Origin of the sequence: Vagococcus allomyrinae (assembly GCF_017829975.1) — a bacterium.
In the GTDB taxonomy this organism is placed as follows: Bacteria; Bacillota; Bacilli; order Lactobacillales; family Vagococcaceae; genus Vagococcus_D; species Vagococcus_D allomyrinae.
Genome location: NZ_JAEEGA010000001.1, coordinates 114939 through 131378 on the forward strand (window position 1 = coordinate 114939; position 16440 = coordinate 131378).

At 40.3% G+C, this 16440-nt stretch carries 16 protein-coding genes; 10 read left to right on the forward strand and 6 right to left on the reverse strand.

The genetic code is table 11. The annotated features are described in order from the left end of the window. The first annotated feature begins 19 nt into the window (after positions 1-19). The 10 genes from I6N95_RS00430 (at position 20) to I6N95_RS00475 (ending at position 8536) form a co-directional block, all read left to right on the forward strand. Positions 20-835: a WxL domain-containing protein gene (locus tag I6N95_RS00430; protein WP_209524365.1), complete on the forward strand. Its 816-nt coding sequence runs from the start codon at positions 20-22 to the stop codon at positions 833-835. A gap of 39 nt (positions 836-874) precedes the next feature. Further along, positions 875-1666, forward strand: coding sequence for a WxL domain-containing protein (locus I6N95_RS00435; RefSeq protein ID WP_209524366.1), 792 nt, complete (start codon positions 875-877; stop codon positions 1664-1666). A 34-nt stretch (positions 1667-1700) separates the two neighbouring features. Continuing rightward, positions 1701-2510, forward strand: a complete 810-nt coding sequence (locus tag I6N95_RS00440; RefSeq protein WP_209524367.1) for a WxL domain-containing protein — start codon at positions 1701-1703, stop codon at positions 2508-2510. Between the two features lie 322 nt (positions 2511-2832). Next, positions 2833-3984, forward strand: coding sequence for a WxLIP family cell surface protein (locus I6N95_RS00445; protein WP_209524368.1), 1152 nt, complete (start codon positions 2833-2835; stop codon positions 3982-3984). A 24-nt stretch (positions 3985-4008) separates the two neighbouring features. After that, the gene (locus tag I6N95_RS00450; protein ID WP_209524369.1) at positions 4009-4731 is read left to right on the forward strand and encodes a hypothetical protein; all 723 of its coding nucleotides are present in this window, start codon (positions 4009-4011) and stop codon (positions 4729-4731) included. 159 nt (positions 4732-4890) lie between these two features. Next, positions 4891-5124: a hypothetical protein gene (locus I6N95_RS00455; RefSeq protein WP_209524370.1), complete on the forward strand. Its 234-nt coding sequence runs from the start codon at positions 4891-4893 to the stop codon at positions 5122-5124. Continuing rightward, on the forward strand, positions 5093-5959 hold the full coding sequence (locus tag I6N95_RS00460; RefSeq protein WP_209524371.1) for a hypothetical protein: 867 nt from the start codon (positions 5093-5095) through the stop codon (positions 5957-5959). The genes I6N95_RS00455 and I6N95_RS00460 overlap by 32 nt, the downstream gene beginning before the upstream one ends. Positions 5960-6129: 170 nt before the next feature. Further along, entirely contained in the window at positions 6130-6609 is a 480-nt protein-coding gene (locus tag I6N95_RS00465) for a glutathione peroxidase (RefSeq protein ID WP_209524372.1), read from the forward strand. A 139-nt stretch (positions 6610-6748) separates the two neighbouring features. Beyond that, positions 6749-7216 (forward strand): MarR family winged helix-turn-helix transcriptional regulator, encoded by a 468-nt coding sequence (locus I6N95_RS00470; RefSeq protein WP_209524373.1) that lies wholly within the window; start codon positions 6749-6751, stop codon positions 7214-7216. 96 nt (positions 7217-7312) lie between these two features. Then, positions 7313-8536, forward strand: a complete 1224-nt coding sequence (locus tag I6N95_RS00475) for an MFS transporter (RefSeq protein ID WP_209524374.1) — start codon at positions 7313-7315, stop codon at positions 8534-8536. 109 nt (positions 8537-8645) lie between these two features. Here the strand turns inward: I6N95_RS00475 and I6N95_RS00480 are convergent, their stop codons facing one another. From I6N95_RS00480 to wsfD, 6 genes are read right to left on the reverse strand one after another with little or no spacing between them, the layout of a single operon-like run. Next, positions 8646-9119 (reverse strand): thioredoxin family protein, encoded by a 474-nt coding sequence (locus tag I6N95_RS00480; RefSeq protein ID WP_209524375.1) that lies wholly within the window; start codon positions 9117-9119, stop codon positions 8646-8648. Positions 9120-9130: 11 nt separating this feature from the next. Beyond that, complete coding sequence (locus I6N95_RS00485; RefSeq protein ID WP_209524376.1) at positions 9131-9982, reverse strand: GGDEF domain-containing protein; 852 nt, start codon at positions 9980-9982, stop codon at positions 9131-9133. A 1-nt stretch (position 9983) separates the two neighbouring features. Further along, positions 9984-12059: a cellulose biosynthesis cyclic di-GMP-binding regulatory protein BcsB gene (locus tag I6N95_RS00490; protein ID WP_209524377.1), complete on the reverse strand. Its 2076-nt coding sequence runs from the start codon at positions 12057-12059 to the stop codon at positions 9984-9986. Positions 12060-12098: 39 nt separating this feature from the next. After that, positions 12099-13352 (reverse strand): glycosyltransferase family 2 protein, encoded by a 1254-nt coding sequence (locus tag I6N95_RS00495; RefSeq protein ID WP_209524378.1) that lies wholly within the window; start codon positions 13350-13352, stop codon positions 12099-12101. 4 nt (positions 13353-13356) lie between these two features. Further along, complete coding sequence (locus I6N95_RS00500; protein ID WP_209524379.1) at positions 13357-14907, reverse strand: hypothetical protein; 1551 nt, start codon at positions 14905-14907, stop codon at positions 13357-13359. Then, positions 14897-16417, reverse strand: coding sequence for a glycan biosynthesis hexose transferase WsfD (wsfD, locus tag I6N95_RS00505; protein WP_209524380.1), 1521 nt, complete (start codon positions 16415-16417; stop codon positions 14897-14899). Before wsfD ends, I6N95_RS00500 begins: the two co-directional genes overlap by 11 nt. Positions 16418-16440 lie beyond the last annotated feature (23 nt).

Here is a 16440-nt window from a genome sequence, read left to right on the forward strand (position 1 = left end):
TGAAAGGAAGATAAAAGAGATGAAAATGAAAAAAATTATGACAACAACGGTACTATCAGTCCTAGCACTTGGTTTGATGGCACCAGCAGCATTGGCAGAATCAGCAACAACTAAAGGAAAAGTTCAATTTATCAATGATCCAGATGGTGACAAACCAACACCAGTCGATCCAACAAAACCAACACCAGAACCAATTATTGTGGATCCAGAACGTCCAGGTACTGAAGGGTATTTACGTTTTGACCGTGTGCCACAATTTGATTTTGGTCAAGTTAAATTAACAAATGCCGCAGTTGATGCGCCTGTTTTACAAGACGAATTCAAAACGTCTGCCACAGATGTTTTCTATGCAGCACCAACGGTTGAAGTAACAGATAGACGTGGATCAAATGCTGGTTGGACGACTTCTGTTAAAGCTGGACCTTTCGAATTAGTAAAAGCTGGCGATGAAAATAAACTCGTACCTGAAATTGAAGCAGGAAATGACTTAGTAGGGGCGGTAATTTCAATTGGTGAAGGTCATGCAAACGTCCATTCTAAAGACGGCAGTGTAACGAATGCTTCAGCTCCAGATGTTTTTGGTACTTTTGAATTAAATGACAAGGATTATATTTTCGCATCTGCTAAAAAAGATAAAGGAATGGGTCAGTGGTCAATTGCTTTCCATGAAGGAGATGCGCAAACGACTGGTGATATTGGCTACCCAAATAAACACACGACACAAGGAAATGAAGAGTCTATTCGTCTATCTGTTCCTGAGTCATCTAAAAAATTAGTGGATCGTACGTATCGTTCTGTTGTTACATGGACAATTTCTGACGAACCAGGCAAATAATTAATTACCGAAAATATGAAATTAAAAGGAGAAACACACATGAAAAAGAAATTAATGACATCAGCAATTTTAGGTTTAGGTTTGATTTTAGTGGCACCAGCGGCTTTGGCTGCTGATACAATAGGTAAGATTACTTTTGAACCAGGTGTAGACCCAGGTAAAGTATTGGAGCTTCCTGATACGAATCCTCCAGTTAAAGTTACCCCTGACGATAATGAAACTAAGACTGAATTAGCTTCTGATGGGATTAATTTTACTGTCCCTAACCTAGATTTTGGGACAGGACAAATTAGCTTATCAAAAGAAACTTACAATCCTAAAGCACTTAAATTTACAGGTGTTGACGATAATAAGGATTACTTCCTACCACCAACTGTTGTCGTAAGAGATATTCGTGGATCAAAAACTAGCGGTTGGGACATGCAAATATCAGCCGGCGAGTTAGCACAAAAGAATGATGCGACTAAAAAAATTGCAGGTGCCCAAATTAAATTTGTGACACCTCGTGTATTTAGTAATAACGGACTTACGCCAGGTAATCAAGAAATTACTGCCGGTTTAGCAGGCTTTACTTTTGCTTCACCGATTGAATTAGCGGCAAGCCCTAAACCACTAATTAGTGCTGCGAATGGTGTTGGTAATTTACAAACAACTTATATGTTAGATGATGAATCTAAATACACTGTTAATCCAACGGGTGAGTTTGTTCCAACACTTACGGCCGATTCTAAGGTTAAGGGGATTGATTTAGATATTCCAGGAGGCGTGGCGATTGATGCAGCTGTAGAGTACAACGCAACACTTACTTGGACAATGACAACTGCCCCATAATATCATTAATTTATTGTAGAAGAGGATGAGACGAATGAAAAAAGTATTACTTTCAACATTATTAACAACTTTAGCGCTAGGCTTAGTTGCCCCAGCAGCATTAGCAGTAGATAAAAACACGGAAGGTGTAATCAAGTTTGAGCCAGAAAGTGTTGATGATATTATCCTTCCTGAAACGGAGCCGCCAATTGTTGTTACGCCACCAACTGGTAGTGAAACGGAAGAATTTGAAGCTGGCTTAAACATGACTGTGCCTGGTTTAGAATTCGGAACAGTAAAAATGAAAATGACAGATGCTGAGTATAATCCATTACCACAAGTATATACAAACAAAGAAACACCTGCTACTAAATATACGTTGCCACCGATGGCAATTGTTCGCGATGCTCGTGGTTTAGCAGCTGGAACAGGGGATTGGTCATTAAAGGTTTCTGCTGGTCAATTTAAAGATGACACAAAGGGTGTTAATTTAGGCGCGTCAACGTTGTCATTTGTTAAACCTAGAGTGTTTAATAGCATGCGTACAGTGCCAGGGCAAGAAATTACTGCTTTAGGATTAGCGAATATTACCTTTACTAAAACATCTGTTAATGTTTCTAGTGGGTCACAATTAATTTTATCTTCAAAAGATGGTGCGGCTGTTGGTCAAACGACTTACATGTTGGATGAAGAAGCTAAATATGTTATTAAAAACCCAGGAGCTACAGGTCAAGAAGTCACAAATCTTGATGCTAATACGCCGATTAAGGGTGTAACATTGAAAGTGCCTGGTAGTGTTGATAAAGATAAAACAGCGACATATAAATCAGTACTGACTTGGACGTTGTCTAATACACCTGATTAATAAACTAAAAAAAGAGCCTGAGGGCTCTTTTTTTTTTGGGGTAAACGCGTTATCATTGAGAGTTTATAATTCATAAAAACTTCCAACTTTTCTTATTGCTTGCTGTTCAAAAAAGAGATATAATAAAAAGGTGAGTCTTGCTCATTAATGCAGATATAAATAGCGAATGAGCATGACTTTTGTTCGTAAAGAAGTTATAATTATAACAGAGAGTATAGTTAAACATGGAGCATTTTACAGGGGATAACAGAAGGGGATCTTAAGGTCTCAATTGTTATGGGATACTAGTTCATAAATGCAACATATAATTTAGGAGGATGACATGAGTAAAAAAGCGATCAATCAAGTGAAAGTACTAATCGGTATCTTTCTACTAACAATGGGATTATCAGGGACAAAGGTATTTGCTGCTGATGAGCAAGGGAAGAAGTCTAACGTTGGGGTTAGTGCTGTGATTCCAGATAACCAAATAGATAAGGAAAAAACGTACTTTGATTTACTGATGAAACCAGGTCAGGAACAAGAGCTGGAGGTCAATTTGAGTAATTCTTCTGACGAAGATTTGACTGTTGAAGTCACCGCAAACTCGGCTTTTACCAATGACAATGGTGTGATTGATTATAGTCCAGTTAAATTGGACCCAGATCCCACCTTAAAATATCCATTTTCAACGATTAGCGAAACAACGAAAGAGGTTTTGGTGCCTGCTAAGTCGAAAGCAGTGGCAAAAATAAAGATCAACATGCCTGCTGAGTCGTATACTGGGGTTATTGCTGGTGGGATTCACGTCACAGAGAAAGATAAAGCAGATAAAACAGAAGAAGGTGGCGGCGGCGTTCAAATAAAGAACAAATTTGTTTACGTGGTTGGTGTCCAATTACGGACAGAAGAAAGTCTTGAAGGGTTAAAAGGCGATTTGGAGTTGGATAAAAAGAAAATTATTCCTACCCAAGTCAATTATCGGAACTATTTAGGGATTAATTTACAAAATACACAGCCTGTTTATATTCGTGATTTGGAAGTAGATGCCAAAATTTACCGTGGCAATAGTGAAGAGGTGCTCCATCAAACAAAAACACAAAATATGAAGATGGCGCCTAACTCAAACTTTAATTTTGGGGTAGATTGGGAGAATAAACCGTTCCAAGGTGGCAATTATAAGGCGGTTGTCACAGCTAAGTCGATTGACTACGGTGAAGAGTGGAGCTGGACAGAAGAGTTCACAATCGACGCAGACTTAGCAAAGAAATTAAATGAAAAAGCTGTTGAACTAGATGATGATAATACTCAATTAATCATCATGATTGGAATCGGATTAGGCGTACTATTATTGATTATTATTATCTTAATCATTGTCCTAAATAATCGTAAACAAGAGAAAAAACGTAAAGCTAGAAACGCTAGAAAGAAAAAGTCATCGTCTTCTAAATCCGGTAGCTCAAAATCATCTAGCAGTCGAAAATCTCGCAAATAAGCGTAATGGAAGGTGATAAGCAAGATGGATAAGTTAACCGATAAGCAAGAAGAATTAAACGAATCGTCTCAGACGATAACAGAAGAGTCACTTGAGGGGCAGACAGATACAGAGACTTCAGTGGAAATGGGGGACTCTGGTGTAGAGCAACTGGCAACAGATTTAGATGATGAGTATGAAACAGAAGAAGAACAAGGACGCCCATATCTCTTAATCGCTCTTTCTGGGGTTGCGGTGATCCTCCTTGTGACGATGGGTTTACTTTTTTATCGTTATTACCCTCTAAACTCGAAAATTGCCGGAACGTGGACTGGAGAAGCTGTTGGTGCTGAATATAAGATTGAAAATAACAAAGATAATTCAACCTTCACCATGTTAAATGCCAATGGCACCAACGGAATGGACATGGTATTTAAAAGTAAGTTAACGAAAGAAGCGGCTAACGAGTATTTTGTAACTGATACAAAGGTCTTTATCCAACTAAATTATGAGAAGCTTGGAGCAGAAACAGTCCAAAGCTTTGTCGAAAACGAAGATATGTTTACAGTTGTTTTAGATGATAAAAAGACGATGTTATTGGCTTACACCAAGGCCGGCGTGGAATATTCCTTTGGAGATAAAGACTTAGATACTTTATTTAAATATGTTTTAAGAGACTTTAAATGGTCGAAAATGGGTGGTGACACCTTGAATTTGCGTAATGATTTATTTGCCAGCGGTGGTATTTCATTTAAACGCGAGAAGTAATGTATCGGTGAATTAAGCAGTAACAGCTGGCTAGTTGTTGCTGTTTTTTTCTATATTGTTGTAGAAAAAAGGGGTGTTATTTGATATAATTTTAGTAGACAGTTTGTAAGGAAATGTTAAATGAATAAAAAATCATAAGAGTAAGTAGGCGATATCTGAGTGAGTACACAACTATTGATGATTGTTTTAATAATTTTGGCAGTGATGAATCTAGGAGCCCTAGTTGGTTTGATTTTAGTAGCAAGACAAAAAATTTATCTGCAGACTCAAATTGATGAATTAAAGCAGGAAATTGAAGAAGCGCCTACTAAGCGTGGCAAAAAGAAGAAGAGCAAGCGAAAAAAAAAGAAAGCCGTGATGAGTGATGGGACGATTAGTGATAATTCTCAGTAGTGCGTTTGGTTTGCTGTTATTGATCTTTTTGATTCATTTATCGACAGTGACAGGTTTAACTAAACCCAAAAAACGCCATGAAATGGGCCATGACAGCTGTATCGAAAAGCGTCAACTCGCCCAAAAGCGTCATAAGATATTGGGCGCTTTAGTAGTAGTTTTTGGCATGCTGGCATTGGGTTCTAGTTATTATGCGTTGTTTACTGATGGCATCACAGGTGCCACTGTGGCTTCGGAAAAAAAAGAGTCCACAAAGGCCAAGAAAAAATCGACTGCGACAACTAAAAGCAGTAGCACCAGTCAATCCAGCAGTCAAGAAAAGACGAAAGAGTCGGAGAAAGAAAAGCCAAAAACTGCTAATTCGGCGGAAAAAGAAAAGGCTGCGAAAGAAGCTGAAGCCCAAAAACAAGCAGAAGCTCAAAAGCAGGCAGAAGAAGAGAAGAAACAGGCAGAATTTAAGGCAGAGGAAGAAAAGAAACAAGCGGAAGCCGAGGAAGCAGAAGGCGATGGTCTTTCAGTAGATGTTGAAGGAAATTTTGAAACCAATATTGAAGGCTTAGCAACGGTCAAAGGGAAAGTCAGAGGCAGTATTAAGAAACTCAGCATGACGACCTCTGTTAGTGAAGAAGAACAGCAGATTACCGTTAACAATGATGGAACTTTTAGTTTTGAATATAAAATGACCAATCCTATGGAGACAGTGATTATTTATTTATGTGACGTCAATGAGGTAGGGACTATTCCTAAAGAAGAGCGCCCTCAGACGACAATTAGCGCTGATATGGAGTATATGATGAATTATCAGGAAGCGCAGTTTGCCAAAGAAGAAGAATAAACATGCCCCTTTATTAGATTCGATCTGATGAAGGGGACTTTTTTGTTTCTTTGTGCTATTTGAAAAAGTGGTTAGGAGAGGAAAGCATCATTTGATACTTTTTTTACCTTTTTAGCGTATAATTAATAAGAACGGTAAGATCAAACAATCAACTGAAGGAGGAACATGAGATGACAATTTACGATTATGCTGCAACTCTGGAAAATGGTGAGACGTACTCCTTGGAAAAATACAAAGGTCAAATTCTAATTATTGTCAACACGGCAACCAAATGTGGGTTAGCTCCTCAGTTTGAGGATTTGGAAAAAATTTATGAAACGTATCAAGATCAGGGATTGGAAATCCTAGGTTTTCCGTCTAATCAGTTTAAACAGGAACTAAGTACGAGCGAGGAAGCTAGTGAAGCTTGTCGATTGACTTATGGCGTCACCTTTCCAATGCATGCTATTTCCAAGTTAAGTGGCGAGGATGCCAATCCGATTTTTACGTATTTAGTGGACAATACGACAGGGGTATTAGGTAGCAAAATTAAGTGGAACTTTACGAAGTTTTTAATTGATCAAGAAGGAAATATCGTGAAGCGTTATGCGCCCAAGGATAGTCCGAAAAAGATGATCGGGGACATTGAAGCTTTATTAGGGAAAAAGTAACGTGTTGTTAGTCAAAGAAGTTATCTCTTAAATTGAGGTAGCTTTTTTATTTTAGCCACTAGCTGCCACTTAGTGAGATTGTTGTAATGGAAACAATTTTTTCGTATAATGAGCTTAAGAGAAATCCAGGAGCTCAAGGATGAATAAAGAAGACCAAGTTATGGTAAATGTCAGACAATTATATAATAAGCTGGCTTGGATTAACAAGCTGAAGATGGAAGAGAGCCTTAAAGGCTTTCAATCCACTGAAGTTCATTGTATCGAGTATATTGAAAAAAATGACGATTCCAATGTGACCCAATTAGCTGATGCCTTCTATATGACCCGTGGTGCCATCAGTAAATTAACGAAAAAGCTCATGAATAAGGGTCTGATTGAACGCTATCAAAAGCCGACTAATAAGAAGGAAATCTATTTTAGATTAACTGACCGAGGTCGGGAAGTTTTTAAGATACATGAAGCGTTGCATCAAGAATTTAGAGAGCGTGATAAGGTGATTCTTGATCAAGTTTCAGAGGAGCAATTAGATGGCTTGCTGAATTTTGTGAGGGGGTATAGTCAACATTTAGATGCTAAAATAGCTAAGTTGGATGTTAAACGAGAGTAAGTTAAAAATCCGAGATAACTGAGCCTTCAGTTATCTATTTTTTTATTCGAATTTTTGTTGACAAGGAAACAATGCTGAGTTTAAAGGAGTTTTTTTATGTCAACTAACACAACTATTAGTCCAACTACCCCTATCCCTAAACATGCATTGATCTTCGGTTTGATTTCTGTTTTTTTATGTGGGATTGGTTTTAGTATTATTATGCCGGTGGTGCCTTTTATTGTGGCACCCTATCTTAATGATTCTGCTAATCAAGCTATAGTCGTAACTTTATTGACATCAGTCTACGCTGTTTGTGTCTTTTTTGTAGCACCAGGTTTAGGAGCCCTAAGCGACAGATATGGCCGGCGACCGGTTTTGTTGATCTGTTTACTTGGTTCTGCCATCGGTTATCTTATTTTGGGTTTAGGTGGTGCTCTGTGGGTCCTATTTTTGGGCCGGATCATTGAAGGGGTGACAGGGGGGAGTATTAGCACGATCTTCGCTTATTTTGCCGACATTATTCCTCGAGAACAGCGAACTAAATACTTTGGCTGGATGAGTGCAGTTGTGGGCGTCGGTAGTGCGATTGGTCCGGCTTTAGGTGGTTTATTGGCTAAGTTTGGTTATTCTGTGCCACTCTTTTTTGGCGCAATGATCACTCTTTTAAATGTCATTTATGGCTATTTTTACATGCCTGAGAGTTTAGCCAAGGCCAATCGTTTAGCCGCGATTCCCTTGGTTCGTCTAAATCCGTTTACCCAGTTGCTAAGTATTTTGTCACTAAAAAATATCAAGTGGTTATTGATTTCAGCATTCTTACTGTGGGTGCCTAATGGTTCGTTACAAGCGGTCTTTTCTCAGTTCACCATCGATTCTTTTAACTGGCAACCAGCCATTATCGGGTTGATGTTTTCTATTATGGGTATTCAAGACATTGTGGCTCAAGGTTTTATTATGCCACGATTATTAGTGAGGATGAGTGATAAGCAGATCGTGATGCTGGGAATGATTTCCGAACTATTAGGTTATGGTTTGATCGCGGCTTCAGCCTTGCTGTCTTATTATCCGTTATTAATTATTGGCATGTTTATCTTCGGCTTTGGTGATTCCCTTTTTGGGTCATCCTTTAATGGGATGCTTTCCAAATCGGTAGCGGCTAGTGAACAAGGGAGAGCTCAGGGCGGCAGTCAATCGATTCAAGCCTTGGCGCGAATTATCGGCCCATTAGTGGGGGGACGGCTTTATGTCTCATTGGGGCATGCCGCACCGGCTTTTATGGGAATGTTGCTGATTGGGGCAGCACTTGTCTTGTTTCGTAGTAGTCAGACTAACGGCTGAAAAGTGGCTGATGGCAGGAGAGCTGATCAATTTTAAGAGAAAGTCAGAGAGGGGTTAGTAAAAAAATCCCAAGTTTACCAATTATCTGGCAAGCTTGGGACAGTGAGACTTAACTTTTCAAAAATGCTGATAGTTCACCATTTTTTTTGTCAAAGGTCTCGATCGTTTTTCCCGAATTTGAGATTCGTAAAAATGCCGGGACGTATTCCAATTCTAAGGAGGCTAATAGTTCTTTAATCTCCAGATTAGTATCTGCTTCGGTGACATCGAAGTAATAGACGGTTTGTGGTTGTTCTTTTAAGCTAGCTGTCAGTTTAGGAACGAAAGCTTGGCAATACTCACAAGTCGGTTTTCCCAGATAAATGAGAAATGCAGTCGGTTCTGCCAATTTGGTTTTAAGGTCATCCAATGACAGCTCTGTTAGTCCTTTGACCTCTTTTTCATATGCCAGTACAGCGGCGTCACTTGTTGAGCTAGTTACGGTGATATCAGTTCCAGTTGTTTCAGTTGGTGATGATGTCTGTTTGCTACAGCCGCCGAGAATGAAGGCGGCAAACGCGATGATGATAATGATTTTTTTCATAGATCCTCCTATTACACATCGTATTCCAATTCTTTGATCGCAGCACGCAGATAAGAATAAGGGGTTGGCATGGCTTCTGGCTCATAATGAGAATAAGCAATTTTTATTTCCAACTGAATTCGATGAAGTGTCGAAAATTCATGGGTACTTGTGCTGTAAAGACTCCGGAAGTTATTGATCAGTTCTTCGATAAGGGCTTCTTCTTTAAATATCAGCACTCCGAAGGTCATTTCGACTTCGTCCAAAATATAGATAATCCCAGAATCACCACGACTGGCATTGATGGCATCAACGGTCAGGCGAATGACTTCTTGTTTTTCTTCAGCAGACAGCATTTTTTCCACTTCTTTCCAGAATTTCATCTGAAAGACAATTAAATAGTTTTCTAAGCCCAACCGACGAGCAGCATCCATAAAGACTTGGGCATCGTCGTTAAAAGCCGTCAAATTACGTAATTTGCTTTTGGCATCGATAATCCCAAGTTTTAAAGATTGAGCCTGTAGTAAGGTGTTTTCCTTTTGTAATTGGCGCATTTGATAGGTCAGTGCGAAGACCAAGGCTGAAAAGATTGGTGTCATAACTAGCCAGAAATAAGTCGGCAAGATAAATATTTGGTCTTTTTTTGCCAGAATTTGATAGAGCGCGTAGCTACCTTGGATAAAGATATAGACTAAATTTAAGGTTAACCCTGTAGTAATGTTGGTAAAGTATGTCACGAGTGCTAAGATCAACGCCAGATTCATGAAGATGATATTTTGCATCAGATGGCTACTGGTTAATCCGACGAAAACGACCATAATAAAGGTAGCCAACAAAAAGCCTAAGAGGGAGAGGTCTGCTAATAATTGGGTATTTTTTTTCATATTAAGCGCCCTTCTTTCGGTGTTTTGTCACAATATAGGCCAAACCAGCAATTAAGGTTCCTGCTACAAAGATCAGCACACCGACATAGGTCAGTAGTAAGGAGTTATTTGCCAATTTAGTAGAAGTTCCAACCTGCTCTTTAGCTAATTCTTTTTTGAAGCGGAAGCTATTGATATTGCCATCTTTGTCTACGATAAAGCCATCTTCGGGGTGTTGGCTAACTTTTTCCTGACTGGACAGTTTTTGTGCGCTGAGATACACGCCACGGCTGGTGGCGCCCGTTAATACGAGAATTCCTTTGCCTTCTTCATAGGGTGAGAAAATTAATTGACCGGAGCCGATTTCAGCGCCATATTGACTTTCAATACTGATTTTTTCGTTGGAGACGAGGCGTTTACCTTGATCGTCATAGCGGAAAAACAGTTTGTTGTTAAGGTCTTTAACCACTGTATTGTCCTGATAGCTGCCGAGAACAATCAAATTGTTGGCTTGCAGGATTTTTTCAGGAACTGTTGAGCCAGCATTGACAAAGACGACATCACCGGTGTTGTCTTGAGCATATCGTCCTAAAAGGTTAAAGAGGGCCGTGATTGAGCGGTAAATATTTTGATCCACCTTTGCTGGTAATAGGACGGCGACTTGATTGAAACTGCCTTCTCGTAAAAACGGGTAAGGGTAGTTAGCAAAAACCAAATCCTGACGATCTTTCGTGTGAATCGTCATCGCTGATTCAGGTGCGATGTAAGCCCAAGGCATTTGATCTTGTCGAGGGGTACATGGCAAATCTTGAATTTCTAATTCAAAGCCAACAGTCAAAGTGAAGTCGCCTGCCACATCTAAATCTTTTGGTACGGTAATGACCAGCTCGTCTTCCCCGGCTTTGGCTTGTGTTAATTTTTGGCTGCCAATAGGAATGCCGTTAATGCTGATAGTGACCAGTGAGCGATTAAAATCCAAGTTTTCTGAGTAACGGAATTTTAAGTAAACTTCGCTATTGGTGGCAATTGACCGATTAGAAGGAAGGGATACAAAAAATTGTTTTTCTTGATGAAAAGGTCCCACTAATTTCTCGCCTTGGTCATTTAGATGAAAAAGCTTTTCAGATTCGATCATAGGTGTGTCTGTCAAAGTATCTTGACCGACGATTTTTTCGTTTTGAGACACTTCTGACATTAATTGGGAGTTGGCAATAAAGCGACTGCCTTTAATGAGTGCGTCCTCGCTTTCGGCTGTGAGTAATAAAATATCTTGTTGATCACGCTTAATCAGTTTTAGCTGGGCATCATTCCCTAAATCTTCGACTTCTTTTTGTAGGTCGGCAGGTAGGTTATCGTAAAGGCCAATAATGATTTGATAGGGCACTTGATTAAATTCTTCATCAGCTAACTGGGCCACAGGAATGGCTTCGCCATCTTTATTTTCAATTTTGGCGTAGCTTGATAAGACATAGGTGGCACTTTCTAGTTCGGCTGGTTCGGCTTGACCTGCGACTAAAACGGCCACTTGACGATGGGCAATTGTGTCGACGCCGCTAAATCGCTTGTGAAAATCTTTGATGCTGTCTGTCAGTTCTTGGGTGCGATAAAGGACCCCAACATTTGAACTGTCAAAAATGTGCAACCAGTCGGCTGGTGTGGTGGTGATTCGACAGACTTCTTCGTCGTCGATGGTATTGACACTACCTTGAATAACTAAGGTGTTGACCCCCGTTTTTAGTAATTCTTTAGGAATAGTCAGTTGAACGTGTTGTTTATCTGTTTCAGTTGCGGCCAGTTCTAATGAATGAAATTTGGCATCATTGACCACGAAGGTTAAGTTAGAGCGTTCCCGTTTGGTTAATTGTGAGACTTGGTAGTCCAGATTGATCTGGGCTTGGTCCACATTCCAGTAATCCAAGACTTGAAAATAAATCGTTTGGCTGGAAAGAGGACCGGTCAGAGATTGATCAGTCTGTTGAAATTCGGTAATAAAGGTCTGTTGGTTTTTGAGCGGTTCTTCTTCAGCAGTGGCAAGGGTTGGCATGATTAAGACTAACCCCAAGGCCAACAGGCTGAACCAATAGTTAAAACGAGTCATTGTTTCTCCTCCAATTATGTAAACTTTTTCGAACTAAGGTTATTTAAAGCGTTCGGTTTTATACCACTTAGCTTCCCGTTTAAGCAAGGTTTCACGGATGTACATGACCAAGCCATAGGCGGCGACAACCATCCACATCTGGGCATAGGTAACGTACATCAAGGCGATAATGCCTAGGTTTTCCACACTCATTTCCCCTTTTTCCGTGGTGATGGTGATAAAGGTCCCGACGATAAACAGAACGATGGCCAACAGCCACAGAAGACCGCTAAAGCCGGCCAAGGTTGTATGGATGTAACCGAAAATATTCAGAATTAAAATCGTGTCAGAGACTACCAATGAGGTTAGCAGCAGAAAATAAATAGCCAGAAAATAAAGCAAATCGAAGCGAATCTTACGGGCTTTAGGATCGAACAGCAAGGGCAAGTTTTTTAAGATGACATACACATTGCCTTTAACCCAGCGTGTTCGCTGACGAAACCAAACGCTTATGGTTTGAGGTTCTTGTTCCCAAGTGACTGCCTTCGGTTGAAATTTAATGCGGTAGCCCATCGTATAGATGCGAAAGCTGATTTCGGTGTCTTCGGCGAGTGCTTTAACATCCCAACCACCAATGGCTTCGATAATAGACCGACGCAAGATAAAATTAGTGCCAGGAATGGTGCAAAGTTTAAACAGTTGCCAGCGCCCAGCTTGAGCCATCCACTGAAATGATAGAGTTTCAATATTGATAAAGCGAGTCAACAAGGTGGCATCTCGGTTGCGGGTACGGAATTTACCGACGACGGCACCCAGTGATGGATCGTGGGTCAGTTCTGCCACCAGGTATTGCAAGGCATTTCTTTCAGGGGTGTTATCGGCGTCATAAATGGCGATAAGTTCGCCCTGTGCTTGCTTAAAGCCTAAGTTTAAGGCGTTAGATTTTCCTTTACCACCAGTGATCCCATCGGTGTTAATAATTGTTAAAAGCCGTTCAGGGTGCTTTAACTGGATCCCCTGTAATAAGTCGGCACTGTTGTCTGAGGAATTATCATTAATCACGATGATTTCATAGCGATCATGGGGGTAGTTTAACCGCAGAAGGGCCTCTACGGTTTTAACAATGACAATTCCTTCATTATGGGCTGGGACCATAATGCTGACAAAAGGTGTTTCTCCTTTAATGGTTGGCGGCTCTGCCCCTTCAATTTTCATGTAATAGATGTACCCAGCAATAATTAGGATGACGTTAATTAGTAATAAACTCCAAATCGACAATGTGGCAATTAAAAGTAAATAATCCGCTAAAGTCATCTCGTCACCTCCCGTATTTTCGTCGGTATAAGACGTAGCTGATGATCAGGAAGATTCCCAGTACAATCAAGGTTCCTGTAATAAAGACAGTTAAAATTTTATTTTGAGTAGCAAAAAAGCTGGTTAGGCTAGTGTCTGGTTTAGCCACTGCTTTTGCTTCGAAAGGAATGGCACTTTCAATCCATTTACGTTGGCCATCCAAAAAGAATTGCTGATTTTTTACTTCCAGAGTATGACTGTTAGTGACGACTCGATGATCGGTATACAAGGTATTTTCAAAAAGATAAGAAGTAGTGGTTAATCCTGTTAAGATTCGTTCCAGTCGTTCTTCAGTTTCTGGAAAGGGAATGACTATGGCGGTTGGTGAGAAAAAGACTTTTTCACTGACACCCCACAAATCAATATTACGAAAACTGTCTGAGTCAAAGCCGACATAAGCTGTTTGATACAATTGATTAGTCGTGGCTTTTAACCGTTCCTGACGGTTTCGGTTAGGCAACAAGATGGTTGTATCGGCAAAGTTCAAGGCTTGCTCTTGGTAGTCTGCATCTTGATTCCAGTAGGCAGGGGTGGCAATTCCAACAGGGTATACTTTGTTTTCCAAAAAGAAGGTTAAACTAGTCGCCATCTGCCGCTGGAGAGCGTGTTGATCTTCCCGATTGCTATTTTGGACAAAGGGTGTTTGCAAAAATAAACTGCTGTTTTGAGTGGAGATTTCTGTTAAAATTTCCAAATAATTATTAGCTGCTTTGGTGTCCAAGTTGTCCCAAATACCAGTGGCACTGATGGCAAATGGCAATCCAGCTGCTTGTAGCTCTTGTTGGAGAGTTCTTAAAATGCCAAAGTCAGAGACAGGAGTAAAGTCGTCAAAGACGAGTAAAGGGTATTGTCTGACGACTTGGTTGATCCCTAACCACTCACAAATGACCCGATTGCCAATTAAGTAAGGCAAGCCTGTTGTTTGCCAAAATGGCAAATAGGCTACGCCATCTTGAAGGCTACCATAGGGATAGCGGCCTAATTCATTGTTGTAATTGAGACTGCCGTAACTCTTACTGTGCTGATCGTCGACTAAGACGTCAACAGTCACGTTTTGCTGAAGGTTTTCACTGGCTTGAAAGGTTAGACTATCCAGACTGGCACTGTCATACAGTCGCTTAAGGGGGGATCCCAAGACTTGACGCCAGCTTTCAGGCAAGTTTTGGCCAATGTGAAGCCGTTTTTTTTGATAGAGTTCTCGTTCCTTCAGAAAGGTCTGGTTGTCGATCGGTAAATCGGGTTGGTTAATGATCTCAATTAGTCCGGTATAATCTGCCAACTGTCCTGTTTGATAGTCATCGATTGAAAGGGTCGTAACACTAACTTGTAAGCTGGTTAACAGACTTTGCATTAAGTTGATCATCTCATCACCCTTTTGTTCCACGGCTAGGCTGTCGTAGACTAGCAGAAGCCGATCTCGGGGCTGAACTGGGTCAATCGTCCCTGCTGTGGCCGTATTTGGATAAGCAAAGATGAAGACAAGCAGTCCTATTAGCCAAAAGAATCTATTTTTCATGAGAGACACCTCCTCGTTCATTCATTAAGGGGTCTACCGGTCGCCAGAGATTTCGGTGAAGTAATTCTGCTAAAGTGAAAATCAGAATTAAATCAAAAATTAAGGGAATGATAAACAGTCGCAGTGTAATGCCGACAATTCCGTAGTTAATGATGGCTGTTAGGTAGTTCAGATAGGTCATCATTAAAAAGGATAATATAAAAATAGCTGGTAACATTCGCCAACGATTGTGTTGGCGCCAAGATTTAACAATTAGTGGTACATACAGGATTAAGATAATGAAACTAAAAACCAAATAAAAGCCAAAGGTTTTAGGAAAATAGGCGCTTCTCAACGTTTGATAGCCGTTAAAAAAGTGGCTTTTAGTTCCAGCAGGTTCTCCCTGACTTTTTTCCAAATTTCCTAGGTTAGGATCTTGCACTTGAGAGACTTGAGGCATGGCCGTCTTCATCAGGCTGACTAAATGAACGGGGTGTTCCAGATAGTAGGTTAAGAGCCAAAACTGATCGAGAGGCTGATAAAAATCAGTGAAAATTTCATTGCCATCCACGTCGATCGGCAAGTATTCAGCAAAGTAATCCTCTCCAGCTACAAGGGCATACTGACTGTTTAATTGTTGATGCTCCAAGTCAATGTCTTGAGTAGTTGATTTCATCAGACCTTGGGAAAAAGCTTGGAAATGCTGATAATTACGATTGCCTAAATTAATAAAGGAGAACGTGATACTGGCTCCTAACAGAATGGTGAAGGTGCCAAATAGAGCGAACATTTTAGTGCTGAAAAGCCGACTGGTAAAACTGATGAGAACTAGCCAAGCCAATAAGAAAAGCACCATGTATAAAAATTGCTGATGGAGGGTAATCAATAAAAAGGCATTAACTAAAAATAAGCTGAGCATGAATTTGGTTGGATATAATCGTCGATAGAAAGCGATTGATAAGGCAAATAAATACACGGTGGTAATCAATACTAGAGCCAAGACGTAAAAGGAATGGAAGTACAGGGTATAGCTAGTGTCTCCCAAAATAAAGACGACCAATAATGCTAGTAGATAATCGCTTCGTTGTCTCCCTTTACCGGTAATACTGCTAGTCAGTAAGTAGATCGCCCCTAGATAATAAAGGAGATAAAGGCCGCCTAAAAAACGCATATCAAAAATAACGTGGCTATAGAAGAGCTTGTTTAAAAACAGGGCCACAGCTAAGAAAGCGGATTGGGAGGAAAGCCAGGTTGAACTATCTGGATTATAATATTGTAAAATCCCGTACTGGCGAGTGAAATAGCCACTGCCATCTTCTGTAAAGCCTTGTAAGGGATAGAGACCTGCGGCTTCGAACCACTTGTTAAAGTCACCGTTATTAGCGACGCCATTAGCGGGTAAAACAAATAGAACCCAACTGGTAATCAGCCCGATTAAGATGACGCTTAGCCAGGCTGGTGACAAGTAGGTCTTAATAACTTGTTCTATTTTTAAGGTAGTTTGTTTAATTTGCTGATTGATTGCAGGCAATCGGAGCACCTCCTTGAAGAATA

Excerpts from the sequence above, each read along its gene's own strand:
- I6N95_RS00480 (WP_209524375.1), bottom strand. The coding sequence starts at position 9,119 with ATGAAAAAAATCATTATCATCATCGCGTTTGCCGCCTTCATTCTCGGC.
- I6N95_RS00435 (WP_209524366.1), top strand. The coding sequence starts at position 875 with ATGAAAAAGAAATTAATGACATCAGCAATTTTAGGTTTAGGTTTGATT.
- I6N95_RS00440 (WP_209524367.1), top strand. The coding sequence starts at position 1,701 with ATGAAAAAAGTATTACTTTCAACATTATTAACAACTTTAGCGCTAGGC.
- I6N95_RS00495 (WP_209524378.1), bottom strand. The coding sequence starts at position 13,352 with ATGACTTTAGCGGATTATTTACTTTTAATTGCCACATTGTCGATTTGG.
- I6N95_RS00485 (WP_209524376.1), bottom strand. The coding sequence starts at position 9,982 with ATGAAAAAAAATACCCAATTATTAGCAGACCTCTCCCTCTTAGGCTTT.
- I6N95_RS00445 (WP_209524368.1), top strand. The coding sequence starts at position 2,833 with ATGAGTAAAAAAGCGATCAATCAAGTGAAAGTACTAATCGGTATCTTT.
- I6N95_RS00490 (WP_209524377.1), bottom strand. The coding sequence starts at position 12,059 with ATGACTCGTTTTAACTATTGGTTCAGCCTGTTGGCCTTGGGGTTAGTC.
- I6N95_RS00450 (WP_209524369.1), top strand. The coding sequence starts at position 4,009 with ATGGATAAGTTAACCGATAAGCAAGAAGAATTAAACGAATCGTCTCAG.
- I6N95_RS00465 (WP_209524372.1), top strand. The coding sequence starts at position 6,130 with ATGACAATTTACGATTATGCTGCAACTCTGGAAAATGGTGAGACGTAC.
- I6N95_RS00430 (WP_209524365.1), top strand. The coding sequence starts at position 20 with ATGAAAATGAAAAAAATTATGACAACAACGGTACTATCAGTCCTAGCA.
- I6N95_RS00475 (WP_209524374.1), top strand. The coding sequence starts at position 7,313 with ATGTCAACTAACACAACTATTAGTCCAACTACCCCTATCCCTAAACAT.
- I6N95_RS00500 (WP_209524379.1), bottom strand. The coding sequence starts at position 14,907 with ATGAAAAATAGATTCTTTTGGCTAATAGGACTGCTTGTCTTCATCTTT.
- I6N95_RS00470 (WP_209524373.1), top strand. The coding sequence starts at position 6,749 with ATGAATAAAGAAGACCAAGTTATGGTAAATGTCAGACAATTATATAAT.